Source organism: Paraburkholderia agricolaris (assembly GCF_009455635.1).
In the GTDB taxonomy this organism is placed as follows: Bacteria; Pseudomonadota; Gammaproteobacteria; order Burkholderiales; family Burkholderiaceae; genus Paraburkholderia; species Paraburkholderia agricolaris.
Genome location: NZ_QPER01000002.1, coordinates 1,870,327 through 1,890,303, shown reverse-complemented (window position 1 = coordinate 1,890,303; position 19,977 = coordinate 1,870,327). Strand labels below are relative to the sequence as shown.

At 63.5% G+C, this 19,977-nt stretch carries 14 protein-coding genes; 11 read left to right on the top strand and 3 right to left on the bottom strand.

The features are described 5' to 3' along the window. The first annotated feature begins 7 nt into the window (after nucleotides 1-7). The 5 genes from GH665_RS29815 to GH665_RS29795 all read left to right on the top strand — a co-directional run bounded on the left by GH665_RS29815 (nucleotide 8) and on the right by GH665_RS29795 (nucleotide 7,537). Nucleotides 8-1,021, top strand: a complete 1,014-nt coding sequence (locus GH665_RS29815; protein ID WP_153140779.1) for a FecR domain-containing protein — start codon at nucleotides 8-10, stop codon at nucleotides 1,019-1,021. Between the two features lie 174 nt (nucleotides 1,022-1,195). Then, the gene (locus GH665_RS29810) at nucleotides 1,196-3,619 is read left to right on the top strand and encodes a TonB-dependent siderophore receptor (RefSeq protein ID WP_246216524.1); all 2,424 of its coding nucleotides are present in this window, start codon (nucleotides 1,196-1,198) and stop codon (nucleotides 3,617-3,619) included. 66 nt (nucleotides 3,620-3,685) lie between these two features. Continuing rightward, nucleotides 3,686-4,447: a hypothetical protein gene (locus GH665_RS29805; RefSeq protein WP_153140777.1), complete on the top strand. Its 762-nt coding sequence runs from the start codon at nucleotides 3,686-3,688 to the stop codon at nucleotides 4,445-4,447. A gap of 587 nt (nucleotides 4,448-5,034) precedes the next feature. Then, a complete protein-coding gene (locus tag GH665_RS29800) occupies nucleotides 5,035-5,691 on the top strand; it encodes an OB-fold-containig protein (RefSeq protein ID WP_153142362.1) in 657 nt (218 codons plus the stop codon). A gap of 85 nt (nucleotides 5,692-5,776) precedes the next feature. Beyond that, the gene (locus GH665_RS29795; protein WP_217361916.1) at nucleotides 5,777-7,537 is read left to right on the top strand and encodes a flotillin family protein; all 1,761 of its coding nucleotides are present in this window, start codon (nucleotides 5,777-5,779) and stop codon (nucleotides 7,535-7,537) included. Between the two features lie 156 nt (nucleotides 7,538-7,693). On the opposite strand, the gene GH665_RS29790 is transcribed toward GH665_RS29795, so the two are convergent. Continuing rightward, the gene (locus GH665_RS29790) at nucleotides 7,694-7,981 is read right to left on the bottom strand and encodes a DUF4148 domain-containing protein (protein ID WP_153140776.1); all 288 of its coding nucleotides are present in this window, start codon (nucleotides 7,979-7,981) and stop codon (nucleotides 7,694-7,696) included. A gap of 292 nt (nucleotides 7,982-8,273) precedes the next feature. On the opposite strand from GH665_RS29790, the gene GH665_RS29785 reads away from it, so the two are divergent. From GH665_RS29785 to GH665_RS29775, 3 genes are read left to right on the top strand one after another with little or no spacing between them, the layout of a single operon-like run. Beyond that, nucleotides 8,274-11,519 (top strand): efflux RND transporter permease subunit, encoded by a 3,246-nt coding sequence (locus GH665_RS29785; protein ID WP_153140775.1) that lies wholly within the window; start codon nucleotides 8,274-8,276, stop codon nucleotides 11,517-11,519. A gap of 21 nt (nucleotides 11,520-11,540) precedes the next feature. Continuing rightward, a complete protein-coding gene (locus GH665_RS29780; RefSeq protein ID WP_153140774.1) occupies nucleotides 11,541-12,872 on the top strand; it encodes an efflux RND transporter periplasmic adaptor subunit in 1,332 nt (443 codons plus the stop codon). Between the two features lie 27 nt (nucleotides 12,873-12,899). Further along, nucleotides 12,900-14,372: an efflux transporter outer membrane subunit gene (locus tag GH665_RS29775; RefSeq protein ID WP_153140773.1), complete on the top strand. Its 1,473-nt coding sequence runs from the start codon at nucleotides 12,900-12,902 to the stop codon at nucleotides 14,370-14,372. On the opposite strand, the gene GH665_RS29770 is transcribed toward GH665_RS29775, so the two are convergent. Together GH665_RS29770 and GH665_RS29765 are read right to left on the bottom strand one after the other, a co-directional pair. Beyond that, entirely contained in the window at nucleotides 14,353-15,936 is a 1,584-nt protein-coding gene (locus GH665_RS29770) for a heavy metal sensor histidine kinase (RefSeq protein ID WP_153140772.1), read from the bottom strand. The two genes, GH665_RS29775 and GH665_RS29770, sit on opposite strands and share 20 nt — an antisense overlap. Then, complete coding sequence (locus GH665_RS29765) at nucleotides 15,936-16,613, bottom strand: heavy metal response regulator transcription factor (protein WP_153140771.1); 678 nt, start codon at nucleotides 16,611-16,613, stop codon at nucleotides 15,936-15,938. The genes GH665_RS29770 and GH665_RS29765 overlap by 1 nt, the downstream gene beginning before the upstream one ends. A 269-nt stretch (nucleotides 16,614-16,882) precedes the next feature. Here GH665_RS29765 and GH665_RS29760 point away from each other — a divergent pair, with 269 nt between their 5' ends. From GH665_RS29760 to GH665_RS29750, 3 genes are all read left to right on the top strand, one after another. Further along, nucleotides 16,883-17,281 carry a hypothetical protein gene (locus GH665_RS29760; protein WP_153140770.1) on the top strand — a complete coding sequence of 133 codons (399 nt, stop codon included), beginning with the start codon at nucleotides 16,883-16,885 and terminating at the stop codon, nucleotides 17,279-17,281. 122 nt (nucleotides 17,282-17,403) lie between these two features. Then, on the top strand, nucleotides 17,404-18,447 hold the full coding sequence (locus tag GH665_RS29755; RefSeq protein WP_028194510.1) for a rod shape-determining protein: 1,044 nt from the start codon (nucleotides 17,404-17,406) through the stop codon (nucleotides 18,445-18,447). Between the two features lie 217 nt (nucleotides 18,448-18,664). Next, nucleotides 18,665-19,945, top strand: a complete 1,281-nt coding sequence (locus tag GH665_RS29750; RefSeq protein ID WP_153140769.1) for an acyl-CoA dehydrogenase family protein — start codon at nucleotides 18,665-18,667, stop codon at nucleotides 19,943-19,945. Nucleotides 19,946-19,977: the final 32 nt, after the last annotated feature.

Here is a 19,977-nt window from a genome sequence, read left to right as displayed (position 1 = left end):
TCGACGGATGAACGCGAGCGCGAGACCCGATAGACCCGATATTCCGCAACACATCGCCATGCGCGCCGTGCAGTGGTGGATGGAATTGCAATCCGGCAAAGACACGCACGCCCAGCAACTCGCCTTGGCGCGCTGGTGCGCCGAGCATCCCGATCACGAACGCGCGTGGCAGCACATCTGCAGCGTCAGCAGTCGATTCAGGGGACTCACTGAAGCAGGCACGGGCGTTGTGGACGCAGGCGGCGCAGCGGCCGCTCGCGCTGCGCTGACGCGTACCGGGGCGGCCAGACGCCGCGCGAGTGTCAAAGTCCTCGCGACCCTGCTGTTCGCCGGCGGTGCGACATGGCTCGCCGGTGAACACGTGCCGTGGCGCGCATGGAGTGCGGATGCGCACACCGCGCCCGGCGAACGCCGCGCCCTCACGCTCGCCGACGGCACCCGCGTCACGCTTAACACCGACAGCGCCATCGATATCGGTTTTAACAGCACCGAACGGCGTGTGCGCCTGATCAAAGGCGAAATCATGATCGCGACCGGCCATCTCGCCGGTGAACAGCGGCCGTTCATTGTCGAGACCGCGCAAGGGCGTTTGCAAGCTTTGGGAACACGCTTCGCCGTCAGGCAGCAGAGTGCGCTTAGCCGCCTCGATGTGTTCGAAGGCGCGGTGCGGGTCAGCCCGCGCGACGCAGCCGGCCTTACGCCGGTGGTCCGTGCCGGACAACGCGTCCGCTTCACGCACGACAACGTCGGCGCGGTCGAGCCGCTCAGCGAGAACGACGCAGCGTGGACGGATGGTCTGATCGTCGCCAGCGGCATGCGGCTCGGCGATTTCGTAGCCGAGCTGGATCGGTACCGCACGGGGCATCTGGGTTGCGATCCATCGGTGGCCGATTTGCGGATCTCGGGCACCTTCCCGCTCGCCGACACGGAGCGTGTGCTCGACACGCTGGCCACAACCTTGCCGGTCGAGGTGGTATTCATTACGCGCTACTGGGGCACCGTGCGCGCGGCGCGCGCCTGAAACCGGCGAGCCCTGGCATCGCTGAAAATTTTTTCGTCTGTTGTGAGCTGTTTTCGAATCTCGCGTGACAAGGGAGATGAGAGCAACACATCGTCACCCTTCCAGCGAGCTTTGAACATGGGACAGTATCGAAAGACCGGCGCCGGCAATGGCCGCCGTGGCAGTCGTGGCGCTATGCGCGCGCGGCACATCGCAACGGCCGCACTGATCTCCGCCGGACTGCCGTTCAACGTGGCGCTGGCGGCCGATGCGCCGTCTTCCGCCGAAGCGCCGGCGCGCAAGAGCTACGACATTCCGGCCGGGCCGCTCGAAGCGGCGCTCAATCGCTTCGGACGCGAAAGCGGGCTGTTACTGTCCTTTCCGGCGGCACTGACAGACGGGCGCACGAGCGCAGGCCTGCACGGCGATTACGACGTCAGGCAAGGCTTCGAGCGAATCCTGCGCGGCACCGGACTCGGCGCGACGCAGCAGGCCAATGGCGGCTATACGCTCGTCCCGCGCACTGAAGCGGCAGCGGACGACGGCGACCCGCACGGCACCACCCTCCCCGCCGTCACGGTCAGTTCGACGATGGTGAAAGCCGGCAGCTACCGGCCCCCTGCCGACTCGGTGGTAACGCGTTCGGACACACCGGTGCTCGACACCGCCCAGGCCGTCAACATCGTGCCGTCCCAGGTGCTGCACGACCAGCGTCCGCGTAATCTCGACGATGCGCTTGCGAACGTGAGCGGCATCGTGCAAGGCAACACGCTGGCCGGCACGCAGGACACCTTGCTCAAGCGCGGTTTCGGCGGTAATCGCGACGGTTCGATCATGCACAACGGCATGCCGCTGGTGCAAGGGCGCGCGCTGAACGCGGCGGCCGACAGTGTCGAAGTGCTCAAGGGCCCGACCTCGCTGCTGTACGGAATCATGGACCCGGGCGGCGTCGTCAACGTGGTGAGCAAGCAGCCCTTGCTCCAGCCCTATCACGCGATCTCCGTGCTCGGCTCGACCTACGGACACGGCCGCAACGGGGCCGCCGCCACGCTCGATACAACCGGGCCGATCGGCGACTCCGGTCTCGCCTACCGGCTCGTGGTCGATCAGACCGACGAGCAATACTGGCGCAACTTCGGCGAACGCCGCGAGACGCTCGTGGCGCCGTCGCTCGCGTGGTACGGACGCGATACCCAGGTGGTGGTGTCGTACGAATATCGCAAGTTTCTCTATCCGTTCGACCGCGGCACCGCGCTCGACCCGAAAACCAACCAGCCGCTTGCGATTTCGAGCCGCGAACGTCTCGACGAACCGTTCAACGAAATGGACGGCGAATCGAACCTCGCGCAAATCAGCGTCGATCATCAGATCAACGCGAACTGGAAGGCTCACTTCGGCTATAGCTACAACCGCGAGACATACGACGCGGGTCAGTTGCGCGTGCAGGGTATCAACAGCACGACCGGCGCCGTGTCGCGCAGCAACGACGCGACGCATGGGGCGCTCAGCACGGACAGCTACGCGATCGCATACGTGGACGGCCATTTCAACCTTGCGGGTTTGCGCAACGATTTGCAGGTCGGCGTCGACAGCGAGTACCGCCGCATCTATCGCAAGGACCTGCTGCGCCAGGCCACGAAATATTCGTTCAACTACTTCAATCCGATCTACGGCCGCGAGAGCCCGTCGACCACCGTGTCCGCAAGTGACAGCGATCAGACCGACACGCTGCACGACCGCTCGTTCTTCTTCCAGGACAATTTGCATCTCACCGACAAGTGGATTCTGATCGGCGGCGCGCGTTTTCTGAGTTACAACCAGATCGCGGGAAAGGGCCGGCCGTTTGTCGTCAATACGGACATCAACGGCAGCAAATGGCTGCCGCGCGCGGGCGTGGTCTACAAATGGACCGACACGGTCTCGCTATACGGCAGCTATACCCAGTCGCTCAAGCCGACCTCGACGATCGCGCCGCTTGCCACCGGCGTGGTGATCGATTCGTCGGTGCAGCCTGAAGAAGCCACTTCATGGGAGCTCGGCGCCAAGATTGCCATGCCCAATGGCCTCAGCGGCACGCTGGCGCTTTTCAACATCGACAAGAAAAACGTGCTGGTGCAGCAGTACAACGACGCCACCAGACAGACCGACTGGCGCACGGCCGGCAAGGCACGTTCACGCGGTGTGGAGCTCGACGTGGCCGGCCAGATCGGCCAGCACTGGAGCGTGATCGCAAGCTACGCGTACATCGACGCGAAGACCACCGAAGACCCGTTGTATGCCGGCAAGCGCCTGTGGAACGCGCCGCAGAATACGGCATCGCTTGCTGCGGTCTATGACTTCGGCACGATCTTCGGCGGCGACCAGTTGCGGGTGGGCGCCGGTGCGCATTATGTCGGCCCACGCCCCGGCGATTCGGCCAATAGCTTCACGCTGCCGGCCTACACCGTCGCCGATGCCTTCGCCACTTACGAAACGAAACTCGGCAATCGCCATCTGTCGTTCCAGCTCAACGTGAAGAATCTGTTCAACAAGACTTACTACCCGTCGAGCGCGAACCGGTACTTCGTCGCGGTGGGCGACGCGCGCCAGGTCTCCTTGCTGTCGACGCTCGAGTTCTAGGCGTGCGCACCGACACCGTGCGCACGAAACGTGGGTTCAATGGATCAACAGAAGATGGGAGTCACTATGAAACTCTGGAACCGTCGCGCTAACAAGGGCGTGGCGCCTGCCCGCAAACGCCGGACCTTTCTCACCACCGCAGCGAGCCTCGGTGCGTTGCTGGCGGTCACGACACCCGTCGCGCGCGCCGCAGCGAGCGATCCGCGCGCGGGCAAGAAAGTCGTGATGCTCGTGCAACTGAATGGCCCGAGCGTGCCCGTCGACCAGAAGATCGCGGCGCACCTGAACGCGCGCGGCTATAGCGTACGCATGCTGGATCAGGCGCAACCGCCCGAGGCGGTGGGCGACGCGGACCTGGTCGTCATTTCATCGACGGTCTCCTCGAAACAGGTAGCGGGAGGCTGGCGCTACCTGGCCAAACCGTTATTGACATGGGAAAACGATTTGCTCGACGACTTCGCGATGACGGGCAAGCGTCACGACGTCGATTTTGGCGAAGCGGAAAAGGAGCGTTACCTGTGGCTGGTCAACGCGCCCCACCCCATTGCAGCCGGCTTGCCGGCGGGTGTGACGAACGTCTACGTCAAGCAGGGCGCGATGAGCTGGGGCAAACCGGGCTTAGGCGCGACGACCATTGCAACGCTGTATGGCCAGCCGGAAAAGGCGGCGATCTTCGCGTATGAGAAAGGCGCCACGATGGACTACGAGTCGCTGGCGCCGGCCCGGCGCGTGATGTTCTTCCTGAACAACGACACCTTCGGCAACCTCTCGCCGGCGGGTAACAGCCTGTTTGATGCAGCGGTGGATTGGGCGCTGGGTTTGGCCTGAATGAAGCCTTGCCCATTCACGTTGAATGCGGGGCGATAATAATACCTTGCCTCGCGCTGTAGCCCGTCGTCAGTTCTTAATCCGACCAGGCCAGATACTCTGGCCGAGTCGTTCTCGCCATTTTTACCAAAGCCACTTATACTGAGCGGCAACAATTCTCTTAGCACGACCGCTACCGCACCTGACGCAATACATAATCGCTTTGATAACAAAGACTTTATTGGCGGAGCCACGCGTATCAAGCCAATGGGCCGTTAAAGTTCTATGTAAAGATCATAAAATTTTACAGAAAAGCCGTTTCAATTCGTGCGACTCCAGGTCTTCTTTGGAATGATCAAACTTGCGCTGTCTGTTGCCCGGCCTGCTTCATTTAGCTGGAATATCCCTTTCAGGCTGCCGCGAGAACCTTTGATAAGTCGGATAGGCTTTTATCTTTAAGTACCGATTCGTCAACTCACGGATACCTGAATACCTGACAAGACGCCGCAAGAAAAAACGCGTTCGCGGACGTATCGCGTAGCTGACAAGGGTGAACAACAAGCCAGTCGGTGCGAAGCCTGGCGCGTCTGTTACGGGGATCGACAATCATGAGCTTACTGCTGCTGCCAGGAAACGCCCCCTTCGTAACCGCGATCGGGTTGATGATTGTGATTGGCTTACTGGAGGGCCTCACACTCCTGTTCGGAATGAGTGTCACCGAGCATGCAGGCAGTCTTCTCGTCACGCATTTCGGCCTTGACCATTCCGGTGCAGATGCCGGCGTGGGTATCGTAGGCCAGTTTCTCGGCTGGCTGCACGTCGGCCGGGTGCCCCTTCTGGTTCTGCTCATTTTATTTCTGCTGAGTTTTTCGGTCGTCGGCTTGCTCGTGCAATCGCTGCTGCATGCACTCGCCGGGTTCATGCTGCCGCCGGCACTGGCGAGCGTGATCTCCGCACTTGGCTCGCTGCCCCTCGTCCGGCAAACCGGCGGCCTTGTCGCCCGCTTTGTGCCGCAGACCGAATCGTCCGCCGTATCCGAGATCGATTTCATTGGGCTGCCGGCGCAGATCGTGACCGGTGAAGCCTCCGTCGGCACCCCCGCGGAAGCGCGCCTCGTGGATAGATTCGGTCAGCCGCACTACGTTCGCGTCGAGCCGGATAGGGCCGGCCAGTCTTTTGTCCGGGGCACGACAGTGGCGATCGTGTCGCATGTCTCTGGGTCGCTGTACCGCGCCGTAATCATTGGCCGTTCGGATCTGCTTTAGCTGCCTGTCGGGTGACCCGCGCAACGCGCGCGGGCTCCCGCTGTTTTGCAATGCCCATCTTTTTTAGGGGAGTTCGACAATCAATATGGATTCGATCATTTTTTGGGGCGGCATTGGCCTCGCCGTGGTGGTTGGCCTGTGCGTCATTGGCCTGATCTTTGCGCGCCTTTATGTCCGCGCCTCGGCTGAACGCGCATTTGTGCGAACCGGCCTCGGTGGGCAGAAAGTGATCATGAGCGGTGGCGCAGTCGTGCTGCCCGTGTTCCATGAGGTCATTCCGATCAACATGAACACGCTGAAGCTCGAGGTCAGCCGTGCGACGCGCGACAGCCTGATCACCAAGGATCGTATGCGCGTCGACGTCGTGGTTGCGTTCTTCGTGCGCGTGAAGCCGACGGCCGAGGGTATTTCGACCGCCGCGCAGACGCTCGGTCAACGGACACAGGCTCCCGAAAACCTGCGCGCGCTGGTCGACGACAAGTTCGTCGACGCGCTGCGCTCCACGGCCGCGCAGATGACGATGCAGGATCTGCAGGACGCCCGGGAGAAATTCGTGCAGGGCGTACAGAACACCGTCGCGGAAGATCTGACCAAGAACGGTCTGGAACTGGAAAGCGTATCGCTGACCAACTTCAACCAGACATCGAAAGAATTCTTCGACCCGAACAATGCGTTCGACGCGGAAGGCCTGACAAAGCTCACGCAGGAAACGGAGCGCCGGCGCAAGGAACGAAACGAAGTCGAGCAGGATACCGAGGTCTCGGTTCGCGAAAAAAATCGCGACGCGCTTGCGCGAAAGCTGGAAATCGAGCAGCAGGAATCGTTCATGAAGCTCGAGCAGGAACAGCAGGTGAAAACGCGCACCGCCGAACAGAGCGCGCGGATCGCCGCCTACGAGGCCGAGCGTCACCAGGAGGCCGAGCAGAGCCGGATCGTGGCGGAACGGCAGGTGCAGGAATCGGAGATCCAGCGTGAACAGGCAGTCCGTACACGCAAGGTAGAAGCCGAGCGCGAGGTTCGCGTCAAGGAGATCGAGCAGACCAGGGTGACCCAGATGGCCGCCATCGAGCAGGCCAAGGTGACCGAAATCGCCGCGCAGGACAAGGCCATTGTGATCGCCACAAAATCGGAAGCGCAATCCCAGGCTCAGGCGCGAGCCAACGAGGCGCTTGCGGAAGCGGTCAAGGCCGAGCAACTGGTGGAAACCACCCGCCGGACCGCGGAGGCTGATCGTGCCAAGCGGGTTGCGCTGATCGAGGCAGCGCAGGAAGCTGAAACCAATGCCGTGCACGTCACGACCCAGGCGCGCGCCGAGCGCGAGGCCGCGCAGATGCAGGCCACCGCGATTGTGGAACTGGCTGAAGCCGCCCGCAAGAAGGGGCTCGCGGAAGCTGAGGCACAACGTGCGCTCAATGACGCTATCAACGCGCTGTCGTCGGATCAGGCAAGCCTGAAGTTCAAGCTCGCGCTGTTGCAGGCGCTTCCCGGCGTGATCCAGCAGACCGTCGAGCCGATGAAGGCAATCGAAGGGATCAAGATCATTCAGGTAGACGGATTAAACCGCAATGCCGGCAACGGCGGCGCCGACGGTGCGTCGGGTCCGGTGTCCGGACACAATGGCAACAATCTGGCTGAGCAGGCGATGTCCGCGGCGTTGTCGTACCGGGCGCATGCACCGCTCATCGACTCGTTGCTGAACGAGATTGGTTTGTCAGGCGGATCGCTGCAAGGACTGGTGCCGGGTCTCGCGGCCGCGCCGAATCACGCAGCAGAGCATCCGGCAGCGGCGGGCTCGGTGGACGGCGCTACGCTGGACACCCTGCACAAGCGCGCAGCCCAGCAGTAACGCGGTCTTTAGTAGGACCACCAGGGCCACCCAGGGCCACGTCGCGCGGCGTGGCCCGCTTGATCGCATGATTGAGAGCAGTACCCCGCACGGGGCGGCGCTGATAAACCAATAAGAAATCAAACAAGCCCACGCCGTAGGGAAGCAGACCGGGCATCAGTTAGAAGCCGACCCAGCATCCGCAGCAGGTACCCCAGCTGTATTGACCGCGCCAGCGCCATCCGTGTGATGCTGAATGGCATAAAGCTCCCGATTGCGCGCAATCTCCGCTGCCGTAGGTGGGTAGTCGTTATTGGGCGCCGGCACGAGCCCTTCAGCCTGAGCCTGCTGCAACTGAGCCATAACCTCAGCCCGCGTGAGTCCTGACGGATTGGATTGCGCAAACGCATTCGCGCCAAACGGCAAACTAAGCGCGGCAACAGCAATAGCGGTAAGCAGTTTCATGATGTCTCTCCGGTGAAGTGCAAGAAATGAGTGGCCTGAACCACGTTTCCTATTCTTGTCATTTCAGCTGTCGGAGCACTGACCCGCGGATTACCGTTTTGTTATCTATGCGTCGCGCTTAAACCAAAGCACTCAAAAGAAGAACCGCAGATAACAGAACGGTAATCTACCGGACCGCCCCCGGTAAGCGCCCCTCCCCCACACTCCTGACTCATCAAGAAGCCCGCGTCGCGCGCCGCCAGGCGCTCCAGCAGGACGCTCGCCTCCCTCCGCCTCTTTTCAGGAAACCGTCATGTGGATCGTCAAGCTCGCGCTGCGCCGCCCATATACCTTCGTGGTTCTCGCGGTGTTGATCTTTATCGTCGGGCCGCTCGCGATACTCCGCACGCCGACCGATATCTTTCCGAACATCAACATCCCGGTGGTCAGCATCGTCTGGACGTACAACGGCTTTTCTGCCCAGGACATGGCCAACCGCATCACGTCGAACTATGAACGTGCGCTCACCTCCGACGTCGACGATATCGAGCACATCGAGTCGCAATCGCTGAATGGTGTCTCGGTCGTAAAGATCTTCTTTCATCCCGGCGCGGACATCAATCGCGCGATCGCCGAGGCGGCCTCCAATTCCGCATCGATCCTGCGCGTGCTGCCGCCCGGCACCCTGCCGCCGAACATCATTACGTACAACGCGTCGACAGTGCCGATCCTGCAACTCGGACTCTCCAGCAATACGCTGTCCGAACAGCAGCTCTACGACCTCGGCAACAGCCAGATCCGCACCCAACTGGCGACGGTGCAAGGCGCATCGGTACCGCTGCCGTTCGGTGGCAAGGTGCGCCAGATCATGGTCGATATCGATCCGCGCGCCCTGCAAGCCAAAGGTCTTGCCCCGCTCGACGTGGTTAACGCCGTCAACGCACAGAATCTGATCCTGCCGGGCGGCACCGCCAAGATCGGCACGAAGGAATACAACGTCCAGATGAACGGCAGCACCGACACGGTGGCCGCGCTGAACGACCTGCCGATCAAGACCGTGGCCGGCGGCGTGGTGTACGTGCGCGACGTCGCCCATGTGCGCGACGGCTACGCGCCGCAAACCAACATCGTGCGCAGCGACGGCAAACGCGCCGCGCTCCTCACCATCGAAAAATCCGGCAGCACGTCGACGTTGACCATCATCCAGCAAGTCAAGGCGATGCTGCCGCATATCGCCGCCGGTTTGCCGAGCGCGCTGCATATCACCGCGTTGTCCGATCAATCGGTGTTCGTGAAGTCGGCGGTGGTGGGCGTGGCGCGCGAGGCCGTGATCGCCGCCGCGTTGACCGCGTTGATGATCCTGCTGTTTCTCGGCAGTTGGCGCGCCACGCTGATCATCGCGGTGTCGATTCCGCTTGCGGTCCTGACCTCGCTGATCGCGCTGTCCGCGCTCGGCCAGACCATCAACATCATGACGCTCGGCGGGCTCGCGCTCGCGGTGGGGATTCTCGTCGACGATGCCACGGTCGCGATTGAAAACATTACCCATCATCTGGAAAACGGCGAGCCGCTGCACGACGCGATTCTGAACGGCTCCGGCGAAATCGCCGTGCCGACGTTCGTCTCGACACTGTCTATCTGCATCGTGTTCGTGCCGATGTTCCTGCTTTCCGGCGTGGCGCGTTATCTGTTCGTGCCGCTCGCCGAAGCGGTGGTATTCGCGATGATCGCGTCGTACTTCTTCTCGCGTACGCTGGTGCCGACCCTCGCGATGTACCTGATGCGTGCGCGCAGTAATGCGCCGGTCACGGGTAACGGCCCGATTGCGCGCCTGATCCGCTTCCAGGCTGCCTTCGAACATCGCTTCGAGAGGTTGCGCGAACGCTATCGTGGCGTACTCGGCTCGGTGATCGCGACGCCGCGCCGGTTCATCGCCATCTTCCTGTTGCTGTGTATCGGCTCGCTGGCTCTCGTGCCATTCGCCGGCCGCGATTTCTTCCCTGCTGTCGATACCGGCGAAATTCGCCTGCATTTGCGTGCGCCGACCGGCACGCGCATCGAAGATACCGCGCGCATCACCGATGAAGTCGAAGCCCGCGTGCGCAGCGTGATCCCGAAGCAGGAACTCGCAGCCATGCTCGATAACGTCGGTGTGCCGGTGAGCGGCATCAACCTGACCTACGATTCATCCGATCCGATCGGCCCGGAAGACGCCGACGTGATGATCACGCTCGCCGCCGGACACAAACCCACGGCCGCCTATGTGGCGACGCTGCGCAGCGTGCTATCGAAAGATTTCCCCGGCGTTACGTTTGCGTTCCTGCCCGCCGACATCGTCAGCCAGATTCTGAATTTCGGCCTGCCCGCGCCGATCGATATCCAGATCGTCGGCAACAAGCTCGACGCCAATCGCGTCGTGGCGAACCGCTTGCTCGAACAACTGCGCGGTGTGCGCGGCCTCGTCGATGCACGCATCCAGCAACCGGGCGACGAACCCGCGATCAACGTGAATGTCGACCGTACCCGGGCAATTCAGGCCGGCCTGTTGCAACGCGACGTGTCGCAGAATCTGCTGATCGCGCTTTCCGGCAGTTCGCAAACCACGCCGAATTTCTGGCTCGATCCGCACAACGGCGTCAGCTATCCGCTGATGGCGATGATGCCGCAGTACGACATCAACTCGCTGCAGGCGCTCGCCAATATTCCCGTGGCGCAGAGCGGCGCCGCCAGTACGGGCGCGGCGGCAGCGTCCATTGCGCCGACCGGCAACGGCCCCGCGCCGCAGAACCTGCTCGGCGCGCTGAGCACGCTGACGCGCGGCACGCAGCAAGCCGTCGTCTCGCACTACAACGTGCAACCGGTGCTCGATATCTTCGCGTCGGCACAAGGGCGCGATCTCGGCGGTGTGGCGGCTGACGTAACCCGTCTGGTCGATCAGATCCGCCCGCAATTGCCGCCCGGTGCATCGATCGTGGTGCGCGGGCAGGTGCAGGCGATGCACGATTCCTTCAGCGGACTCGCCAGCGGTCTGGTGTTCGCGATCGCCCTCGTCTATCTGCTGATGGTCGTCAATTTTCAGTCGTGGCTCGATCCGCTCATCATCATCAGCGGTTTGCCGGGCTCGCTTGCGGGCATTGCGTGGATGCTGTTCAGCACCGGCACGAGCCTGAGCGTGCCGGCACTGACCGGCACGATTCTGTGCATCGGCATTGCCACGGCCAACAGCATTCTGGTGATCAACACCGCGCGTGAATTCCACCACGGCGGCAGGCCGCCGCTGCAAGCCGCGCTCGAGGCTGGTTTCAGCCGCTTCCGGCCGGTCCTGATGACCGCGCTCGCGATGCTGATCGGCATGCTGCCCATGGCGCTCGGCCTCGGCGACGGCGGCGAACAGAATGCGCCGCTTGGCCGCGCCGTCATTGGCGGCCTTGCGCTCGGCACGGTGTCCACGTTGCTGTTTGTTCCCGTCGTCTACGGGGCGGTGCATGCGTGGCTCGACAAACGCCGCGCGGCTCGCACCGCCGCCCAGGAATCCCGCGTTCCCGCCCGCACACTTTGACTCTACGACGAGAGCCCGCTCATGACCAACTCATCACTTCCACCCGACCGCGGCGACGGGGTTGAACCGGCCGTCGAGGCTGATCGCGTCGCCAAGGCTGCCGGGGGCAGCGAAGCGCCCCGCGCCGCCGACACCGCGCATGCCGCTGGGTCGGCTCAGCCGGCGAGCGCCAGCGAAGACCCGCGCGCCGCCGACTTGCCTGCCAGCCCGAAGCCGCGCCGCCGCATGTGGCCGCTGGCATTGACCGGCCTTGCCGCGGCGCTGCTGATCGCCGGCATCGTGCCGCGTTTGCATACAAGCGCTGCGCTCACGCAACAGACGCAAGCGCAAAGCGTGCTCAGCGTGTCCGTGGTCTCACCGCGCCCCGCGCCTGCTGTCCACGAATTGCTGCTGCCCGGCGCGGTGACGCCGTTTGCCGAAGCATCGATCTATGCGCGCACGAGCGGCTACGTCGCGCACTGGAGCGCCGACATCGGCACCCAGGTGAAAGCCGGTCAGACGCTCGCCACGATCGACGCCCCCGATCTGGACGCACAGTTGCGCCAGGCGCGTGCCGACGAAGCCACCGCGCAGGCCAACTTCGACTTCGCGAAAACCACGGCGCAGCGTTGGCAGGAGATGCTGAAAACCCAATCGGTCGCGCAGCAGGATGCGGATACAAAGCTCAGCGACATGGAAGCACGGCGCGCGATGCTGGCGTCGGCGCAGGCCAACGTCGCGCATCTGGCCGAGCTGGTGTCCTACGAAAAGATCACCGCGCCGTTCGACGGCACGATCACCGCGCGCAACGTCGATGTCGGCAGCCTGGTGACGGCGGGCGGCACGCCCGGCACGCCGGGTATGTCAGGCGAGCTGTTTCACATTCAGCAGACCGGCGTGCTGCGCGTGTTCGTCGACGTGCCGCAGAACGACGCGCCCTACGTCACGCCCGACACCGGCGTTTATCTGAGCGCCCAGCAGTATCCAGGGCGGCACATCGCGGCCAGGGTAGCCCGCACGAGCGGCTCGATCGATCCGTCGAGCCGCACATTGCGCGTCGAGGTCGACGTCGACAACAAGGACGGCGCGCTGCTGCCCGGCGCTTACGCGCAGGTGCATCTGCAGTTGCAATCGACCACACCGGCGCTCGATCTGCCGGTGAGCGCGCTGCTGTTTCGTCCCGATGGCGTGACGGTTGCCGTGGTCGACGGCAATGGCCGTGCGGTGCTCAGGACGGTGCACATCGGCCGCGATTTCGGCACGCATGTGGAGATCACCACGGGCCTCGCCGCGACCGACCGTGTGATCGACAACCCCGGCGATTCGCTGAGTACCGGTCAGCTCGTACAGATCGCGCCGGCCGCGCATGGCTGAGCGCCTGTCATGGAAAGGATGAGCCGAATGTCTTCAAACTGCCTGTCACGTCCGTTGTCACGTCCGCTGTTACGTCCGCTGTTACGCCGTTCGTTGGCGGCCGTGCTGATCGGCGCGCTGCTGAGCGCCTGCTCGACGTTGCCGCCGTACCAGCGTCCCGCCGTCCAGGTGCCCTCGCAGTACGCTGGCACGGCGCCGGGTTGGGCCCAGGCCGCGCCGGCAGACACCGCACCGCGCGGCCCCTGGTGGACGATTTTCAACGACCCGGTGTTGAATCAACTCGAAGCCCGCATCGACGTCTCGAACCAGACCGTGCGCAAAGCGGTTGCGCAGGTCCAGCAGGCGCGCTCGATGGTGGATTATCAGCGCGCCGGTTTTTTCCCGACGATCACGGCCGGCGTCGCACAGGATCGTTCGCGGACCTCGCAGAACGTCGAGGGCAAATCGCTCGCGGGCAAGACCGTACCGGATTATTCGGCTGGCGTATCGGCGAGTTGGGAACCTGACCTGTTCGGCCGCGTGCGCGACAGCGTGACCGGCGCGCGGGCCGATGCCGCTGCGAGCGAGGCCGATCTCGAAGCCGTGCGTCTGTCGATGAGCGCCGATCTCGCCGTCGACTATTTCTCCCTGCGCTCGCTCGACACGCAAAAGAAGCTGCTCGACGACAGCGTAACCGCCTACGCCGCCGCCCTGAAGCTGCTGCAGCAGCAACTGAAAGACGGCGCGATCGATGCCTCCGCGGTCGCTCAGGCCACCATCCAACTCGAAGCGACCCGTACGCAGGACACCGACATCGACGTCACCCGCGCGCAGATGCAGCATGCGATTGCCACGCTGATCGGCGAGCCGGCCTCGAGCTTCACGCTGCCTCCGAACGACTCGGCCGCGACGCCGCCGGCGATTCCCGTCGGCGTGCCGTCGCAACTGCTCGAACGCCGCCCTGACATTGCAGCCGCCGAACGGCGTGTGGCGGCGGCGAACGCACAGATCGGCGTGGCGCACGCGGCGTTCTTCCCCGATCTGGTGCTGTCGGCGAGCGCGGGCTTGGAAAGCACCTTCTTCGCGCCGTGGTTGAGCGCGCCGAGCCTGTTCTGGTCGCTCGGTCCGCAACTGGTCGGCACGCTGTTCGACGGCGGCAAGCGTACCGCCAGCCTGCATGGCGCGACGGCGCAGTACGACGGCGCGGTCGCGGACTACCGGCAATCGGTGCTAGTCGCCTTCCAGCAGGTCGAGGACAATCTGTCCGCCCTGCATTCACTTGCCGACGAAGCCGCCAGCCAGCAGCGCGCGACCACGGCCGCCGATCTGTCGTTGCGGCTCACGACGAATCGCTTCAATGCGGGTGCGGTAAGTTATCTCGACGTGGTGACGGCGCAGACGATTGCGTTGACGAATCAGCGCACCGCGGATCAGATCGCGGCGCGACGGCTGGAATCGAGCGTGTTGTTGTTGAAGGCGCTGGGTGGGACGTTGCCAGCCCTTAAACCCGCCGGAACGTAAGCACGAAGCGCGTGCTCTGCGCGTCGCTTTCCGCATGCACGGCGCCGCCGTGTAACTCCATGATCGTGCGGACGATAGCAAGCCCGAGCCCCGTCGAACCCGGCGAGCCTTGCGACACGCCGGACGAAGGCAAGGAACTGCGCGACGGGTCGACGCGATAGAAACGGTCGAAAATCCGTTCGAGATGCTCGGAGGCAATCGGCTGCCCCTGGTTCGATACGGTGACGCGCACCTTATCATCGGAAGCGTGGACATCGAGCGCGATTTCGCCGCCGCGTGGCGTATAGCGAATCGCGTTGGCAAGCAGATTGCTGACCGCGCGGCGGAACAGTTCGAGATCTGCCGTCAGCATCGCGGAACCGGAAACCTGCACGCTTACATTCGCGTCGTCGGCAAGACCCTCGAAGTATTCGGCGATCCGCGTCAGTTCCTGCCCCGCATCGAACTCGCGCATATGTTTGACGAATTGCGGATGCTCAGCACGGGCCAGAAACAGCACGTTTTCGATCATTCGCGCGAGGCGGTCGCATTCCTCCAGATTCGATGCGAGCAGCGACTCGTATTCCTCGGTGGAGCGTGGCCTGGCGAGCGCGACTTCGGTGGCGCCACGCATATTGCCAAGCGGCGTGCGCATGTCGTGCGCAAGATCGGCCGTGAACCGCGACAGGTGCTGGAAGCCACGGTCGACGCGTTCGAGCATCGCGTTGAGTGCGTTCACCAGGGCTTCAAGTTCGCTCGGTACGCGCGCCACCGCGATTCGCGTATTCAGACGATTGACCGTGACACCGGCCGCGCTCGCCGCGATATCGCGCAGCGGCCGCATCGCAGCGCGAATCAGCAGATAGCTCAGCAGCACCGCGAGAATCACACCCACCGCGCCGGCGACGTTGAGCTTGTCGCGATAGCGGTCGAGCAGCCGCCAGCGGTCGCTCATGTTGCGCGCGATCAGCACGGTCGCCGTGTCGCCGTCATGCAAGCGCGCATCCGCGAGAATGCCGCGGATCGGCGCACCGTGACGGCCGGTCCAGGTGCCGATGTCCGCGTCGGTAATGCGCGCCGAAGCGGCAATGCGCGTGAGTGGCGGCAACGCGTCGATCGTCTGGACGCCGCCTGGTTCGGCGGTCTCGCCGGGATCCTGGAGATCGCTTGCCGCGCTCGCTTCGTCCGGCTCGCTTGCCCCACCAACTGCTATGGGAGCACTCGATGCATTTGAAACAGCGGAAGCCGCGCTGCCGGCCGTGCCGCCCAGCGCCGGGAAGGTCTCCCCAGCATTGTGTTCGATCGCCATATGCCCATCGGGACCGAACACCTCCATCGACATCGCTTCATTGCCCAGCACGAGACTGGTGAGCCGGTCGCCGTGCTCGCGAATCCCCTTCGCCGTGTCGAGCTCCTGAGCGAGCCGCCGTGCGTGGCGTGCGGCGAGCACGATGTCGAGATCGTCTTGCGCCTTGATCTGTTTTTCCAGCGCAAGGTACAGAAAGCTCCCGACGAGCACGAAGACCGCGAGCGTGGTGACACCGAAGGCAAGCGCGAGCGTTGCGGCGAGCGAGCGGCCACGCATCAAGCGGCGTCCTTCAGTTCGAGTACGTAGCCGACGCCGCGCACCGTGTGAATCAGCTTGACGGGAAAGTTATCGTCGATCTTGGTGCGCAGCCGGCGAATCGCCACCTCGACGACATTGGTATCGCTGTCGAAATTCATGTCCCACACATAGGACGCAATCTGCGTGCGGCTCAGCACTTCACCCTGACGGCGCGCCAGCAACTGCAACAGCGAAAACTCGCGCGGCGTGAGATCGATCCGCGTGCCGCCGCGTTTCACGCGCCGGCGATTGACGTCCATTTCCAGATCGCCCACCTTGATCAGTTCGCTTTCGCGCGGCGGCCCCCGGCGTGCCAGCGTACGCACGCGGGCCAGCAACTCGACGAAGGCGAACGGCTTGACGAGATAATCGTCGGCGCCGAGTTCGAGACCGCGCACGCGGTCGTCGACATCGTCGCGTGCGGTGAGGAACAACACCGGCGTGGTCCGCGTGCTGCGCAAGGTCTTGACGACAGTCCAGCCGTCCATGCCGGGCAGCATCACGTCGAGCACGATCACGTCGTACTCTTCTTCCTGTGCGAGGATCAGCCCTTGTGGGCCGTCGTTCGCGACATCGACCGCGTAGCCGGATTCTTCCAGGCCTTTCTTCAGATAAGCCGCTGTTTTGAGCTCATCCTCGATCACCAGGATTCGCATGGGGAGTGCTCCGCTGTGCTTGACCGCTAAATCATACCGGCAAGCGGAGCGCGAGATGATTACGATCCGGTAATGTTGACGGCAGCACGCTGCCATGCGGCACAACGCCGTTTTCAAGCGGGCAGCGCCGGCCGGTGGAGGCTCCAGCCAGACACGGTAAGATGGGCGGCAGCAGCTGCTGCCGCCCTACTCGCGCGCTACTCGCGCGCTACTCGCGCGATCCCCCGCGATTCGTTGCGGCGCCGGAATACGGCCAGAAGGAGCCAATCGTGTCTAAAAACCAATCTTGCCGCCGCCCCCTGCTCGCGCTGGCGCTGCTGTTATCGCTTCTGCTGCTGGCGCAGCCACGGCCCGCGTCGGCCAGCGAGGACAGTGCCAACGCCAGCGCGGAAGCCGCAGGCCAGCGTGCCCGCTTCGACCAGGAATTCTGTGGCGTCTCCGCGCAGGAGGTGGCCGAGTACAAGGAGAAGCTGAGAAAGGTGCTCACCGAGGCCAGCCAGTTCGATACGCGCTGGCAGAACGGCTGGCGGCGCGGCGATAGCGATACGATCCAGATGCGCTCGCTGCAACTCAACACCCCGGCGGAGTTCGCGGCGCGGGTCAAAAGCAATTGCGAACGCATCAAATGGCAGGCCAACAACGCATTGCGAGTACGCGCACCCAGGTAGTCCGCCTGCCGAAACTGTTATTCTTCCCTCTCTCCCGACCGCCACCTGGTCGCCTGCCGCCTTCGGGCGGCATTCCCAAGCGGCGCGCTCACGCGTCCGGTATCAGCGAGACAGGAATTTGAATGTTCGGTTTTCTGCGTGGCTATTTTTCCAACGACCTGGCAATCGACCTCGGCACGTCGAACACCCTTATCTACATGCGTGGCAAGGGCATCGTGCTGGACGAACCCTCGGTGGTGTCGATTCGTCAGGAAGGCGGCCCGAACGGCAAGAAGATCATTCTGGCCGTCGGCAAGGAAGCGAAACAGATGCTCGGCAAGGTGCCGGGCAATATCGAGGCGATCCGCCCGATGAAGGACGGCGTGATCGCCGACTTCAACATCACCCAGCAGATGATCAAGCGCTTTATCCAGATGGCGCACGAGTCGCGAATGTTCGCGCCGTCGCCGCGCATCATCATCTGCGTGCCGTGCGGTTCGACCCAGGTCGAGCGCCGCGCGATCAAGGAAGCCGCGCATAGCGCCGGCGCCTCGCAGGTCTATCTGATCGAAGAACCGATGGCCGCGGCCACCGGCGCCGGCTTGCCCGTCTCCGAAGCGACCGGCTCGATGGTGGTCGATATCGGCGGCGGCACCACCGAAGTGGGCGTGATCTCGCTCGGCGGTGTGGTCTACAAGGGTTCGGTGCGCGTAGGCGGCGACAAGTTCGACGATGCGATCGTCAACTACATTCGCCGCAACTACGGCATGCTGATCGGCGAACAGACCGCCGAGGCGATCAAGAAGGAAATCGGCTCCGCCTTTCCGGGCTCCGAAGTCAAGGAGATGGAAGTCAAGGGCCGCAATATGTCTGAAGGCATTCCACGCAGCTTTACGGTGTCCAGCAACGAGATTCTCGAAGCCCTCACCGACCCGTTGAACCAGATCGTCTCGGCGGTGAAGATCGCGCTCGAACAGACGCCGCCGGAACTGGGCGCCGACATCGCCGAGCGCGGCATCATGCTCGCAGGGGGCGGCGCACTGTTGCGCGACCTCGATCGCCTGCTTGCCGAAGAGACCGGCCTGCCGGTGTTCGTCGCCGAGGCGCCGCTGACCTGCGTGGTGCGCGGCTCGGGTATGGCGCTGGAGCGGATGGACAAGTTCGGCGGCGCGTTTTCGTACGAATGAGAGGGGCGTGGCAGTTGCTTTGCCACGCATCGCGCTACCTGCGTCAAGCGCATCAAGCGCGTCGTGGCCCTCCAGCGCCTCCAGCGCACCGGCGCACCGGCGCACCGGCAAACAGACCATTTCACGCCACCTTCTAAGAATCGACCAAATACTTGGTTGCTAGGCCCTCATCCCCTCCCGTACCGTTCCCAGTTTGCGGACCCGTATTGGAGGACTCATGCCAGCATCAGAATCGCAGCGAAACCAGAATCCAGATCAACTTGGCGCAGACGCAGCAGAACTGTTCGCTGAAGACGAGCTGACCCGGCGTTTCATTCCCGTCTTCACCCGCATCGCCGAAGGCGCGGTAGAACGCGAGCAGAATCGCGAACTCCCGTACGCTCCCGTGGAATGGTTGCGCGAGGCCGGCTACACCAAACTGCGCGTGCCGAAACAGTACGGTGGCGAAGGCGTTACATTCACGGCGTTCCTCGCGTTAGTCACGCGGCTTGGCGAGGCCGACTCGAACCTTCCGCAAATCCTGCGCGTACACGGCGGGTTCATCGAAGCGCTGCTGGAAAGTAGCGACGAACCGCTGCGCGACCGCTGGTTCACGCGCATCGCGCAAGGACAGATCATCGGCGGCGCCGTATCCGAGCGCACCGGCACCACCAACAACAGCGTGCGTCTCACGCAAACCGACGGCGCCTGGCATCTCGACGGCGAAAAGTACTACACCACCGGCACGCTCTACGCGGACTGGGTCGACGTCACCGCACACGACGGACAGAGCGACGTGCGTGTGCTCGTCAGGAGCGACACGCCAGGCCTCTCGCGAATCGACGACTGGGATGGCTTCGGGCAGCGCCTGACCGGCAGCGGCACGGCGCGTTTCGAGCATGTGCCGGTCTCGCTCGACAATCTGTACCGCCGCTATAGTGCGGCCGAACCTCGCCGCAACAGTCTGCTGACTGCGTACTATCAGGCGTTGCATATCGCCAATCTGGCCGGCATCAGCCGTGCGGCGCTGCGCGATGCCGTGACGTTCACGCAAGCCAGGACGAGAGCCTTCGGTGTTCCGGGTGAATCGAGCCCGCGCGACAATCCATTGGTGCATCGTGTCGTCGGCCGTCTCGCGAGCCTTGCTTACTCGACACAGAGTATCAGCGCATCGCTCGCCGGCGCGATCGATGCGGTATCCGTGGCGCGGCAGGAAGGCCGGGCCGACGAGCAAACCTATATCCGCCTCGATATCCAGACCTTCCAGGCGCAGCAGATTGTCATCGAGCAGACCCTGCAAGCGGCAACGCTGCTATTCGAAGTGGGCGGTGCATCGGCAACCAGCGAAACGCGCCGCTTCGATCGCTACTGGCGCAATGCGCGAGTGCTCGCATCGCACAACCCGGCGATCACCCGCGAAGCCGCGATCGGTGACTTCTACCTGAACGGAAAAGCACATCAGGAAAGGTTCGGTGTGGCCCGGAACCCGGAAGCTTCCACTGCTGCGACGCAGTCTTAAAAGCACGCGCTAAAACGACTAAGGCCGCGTAA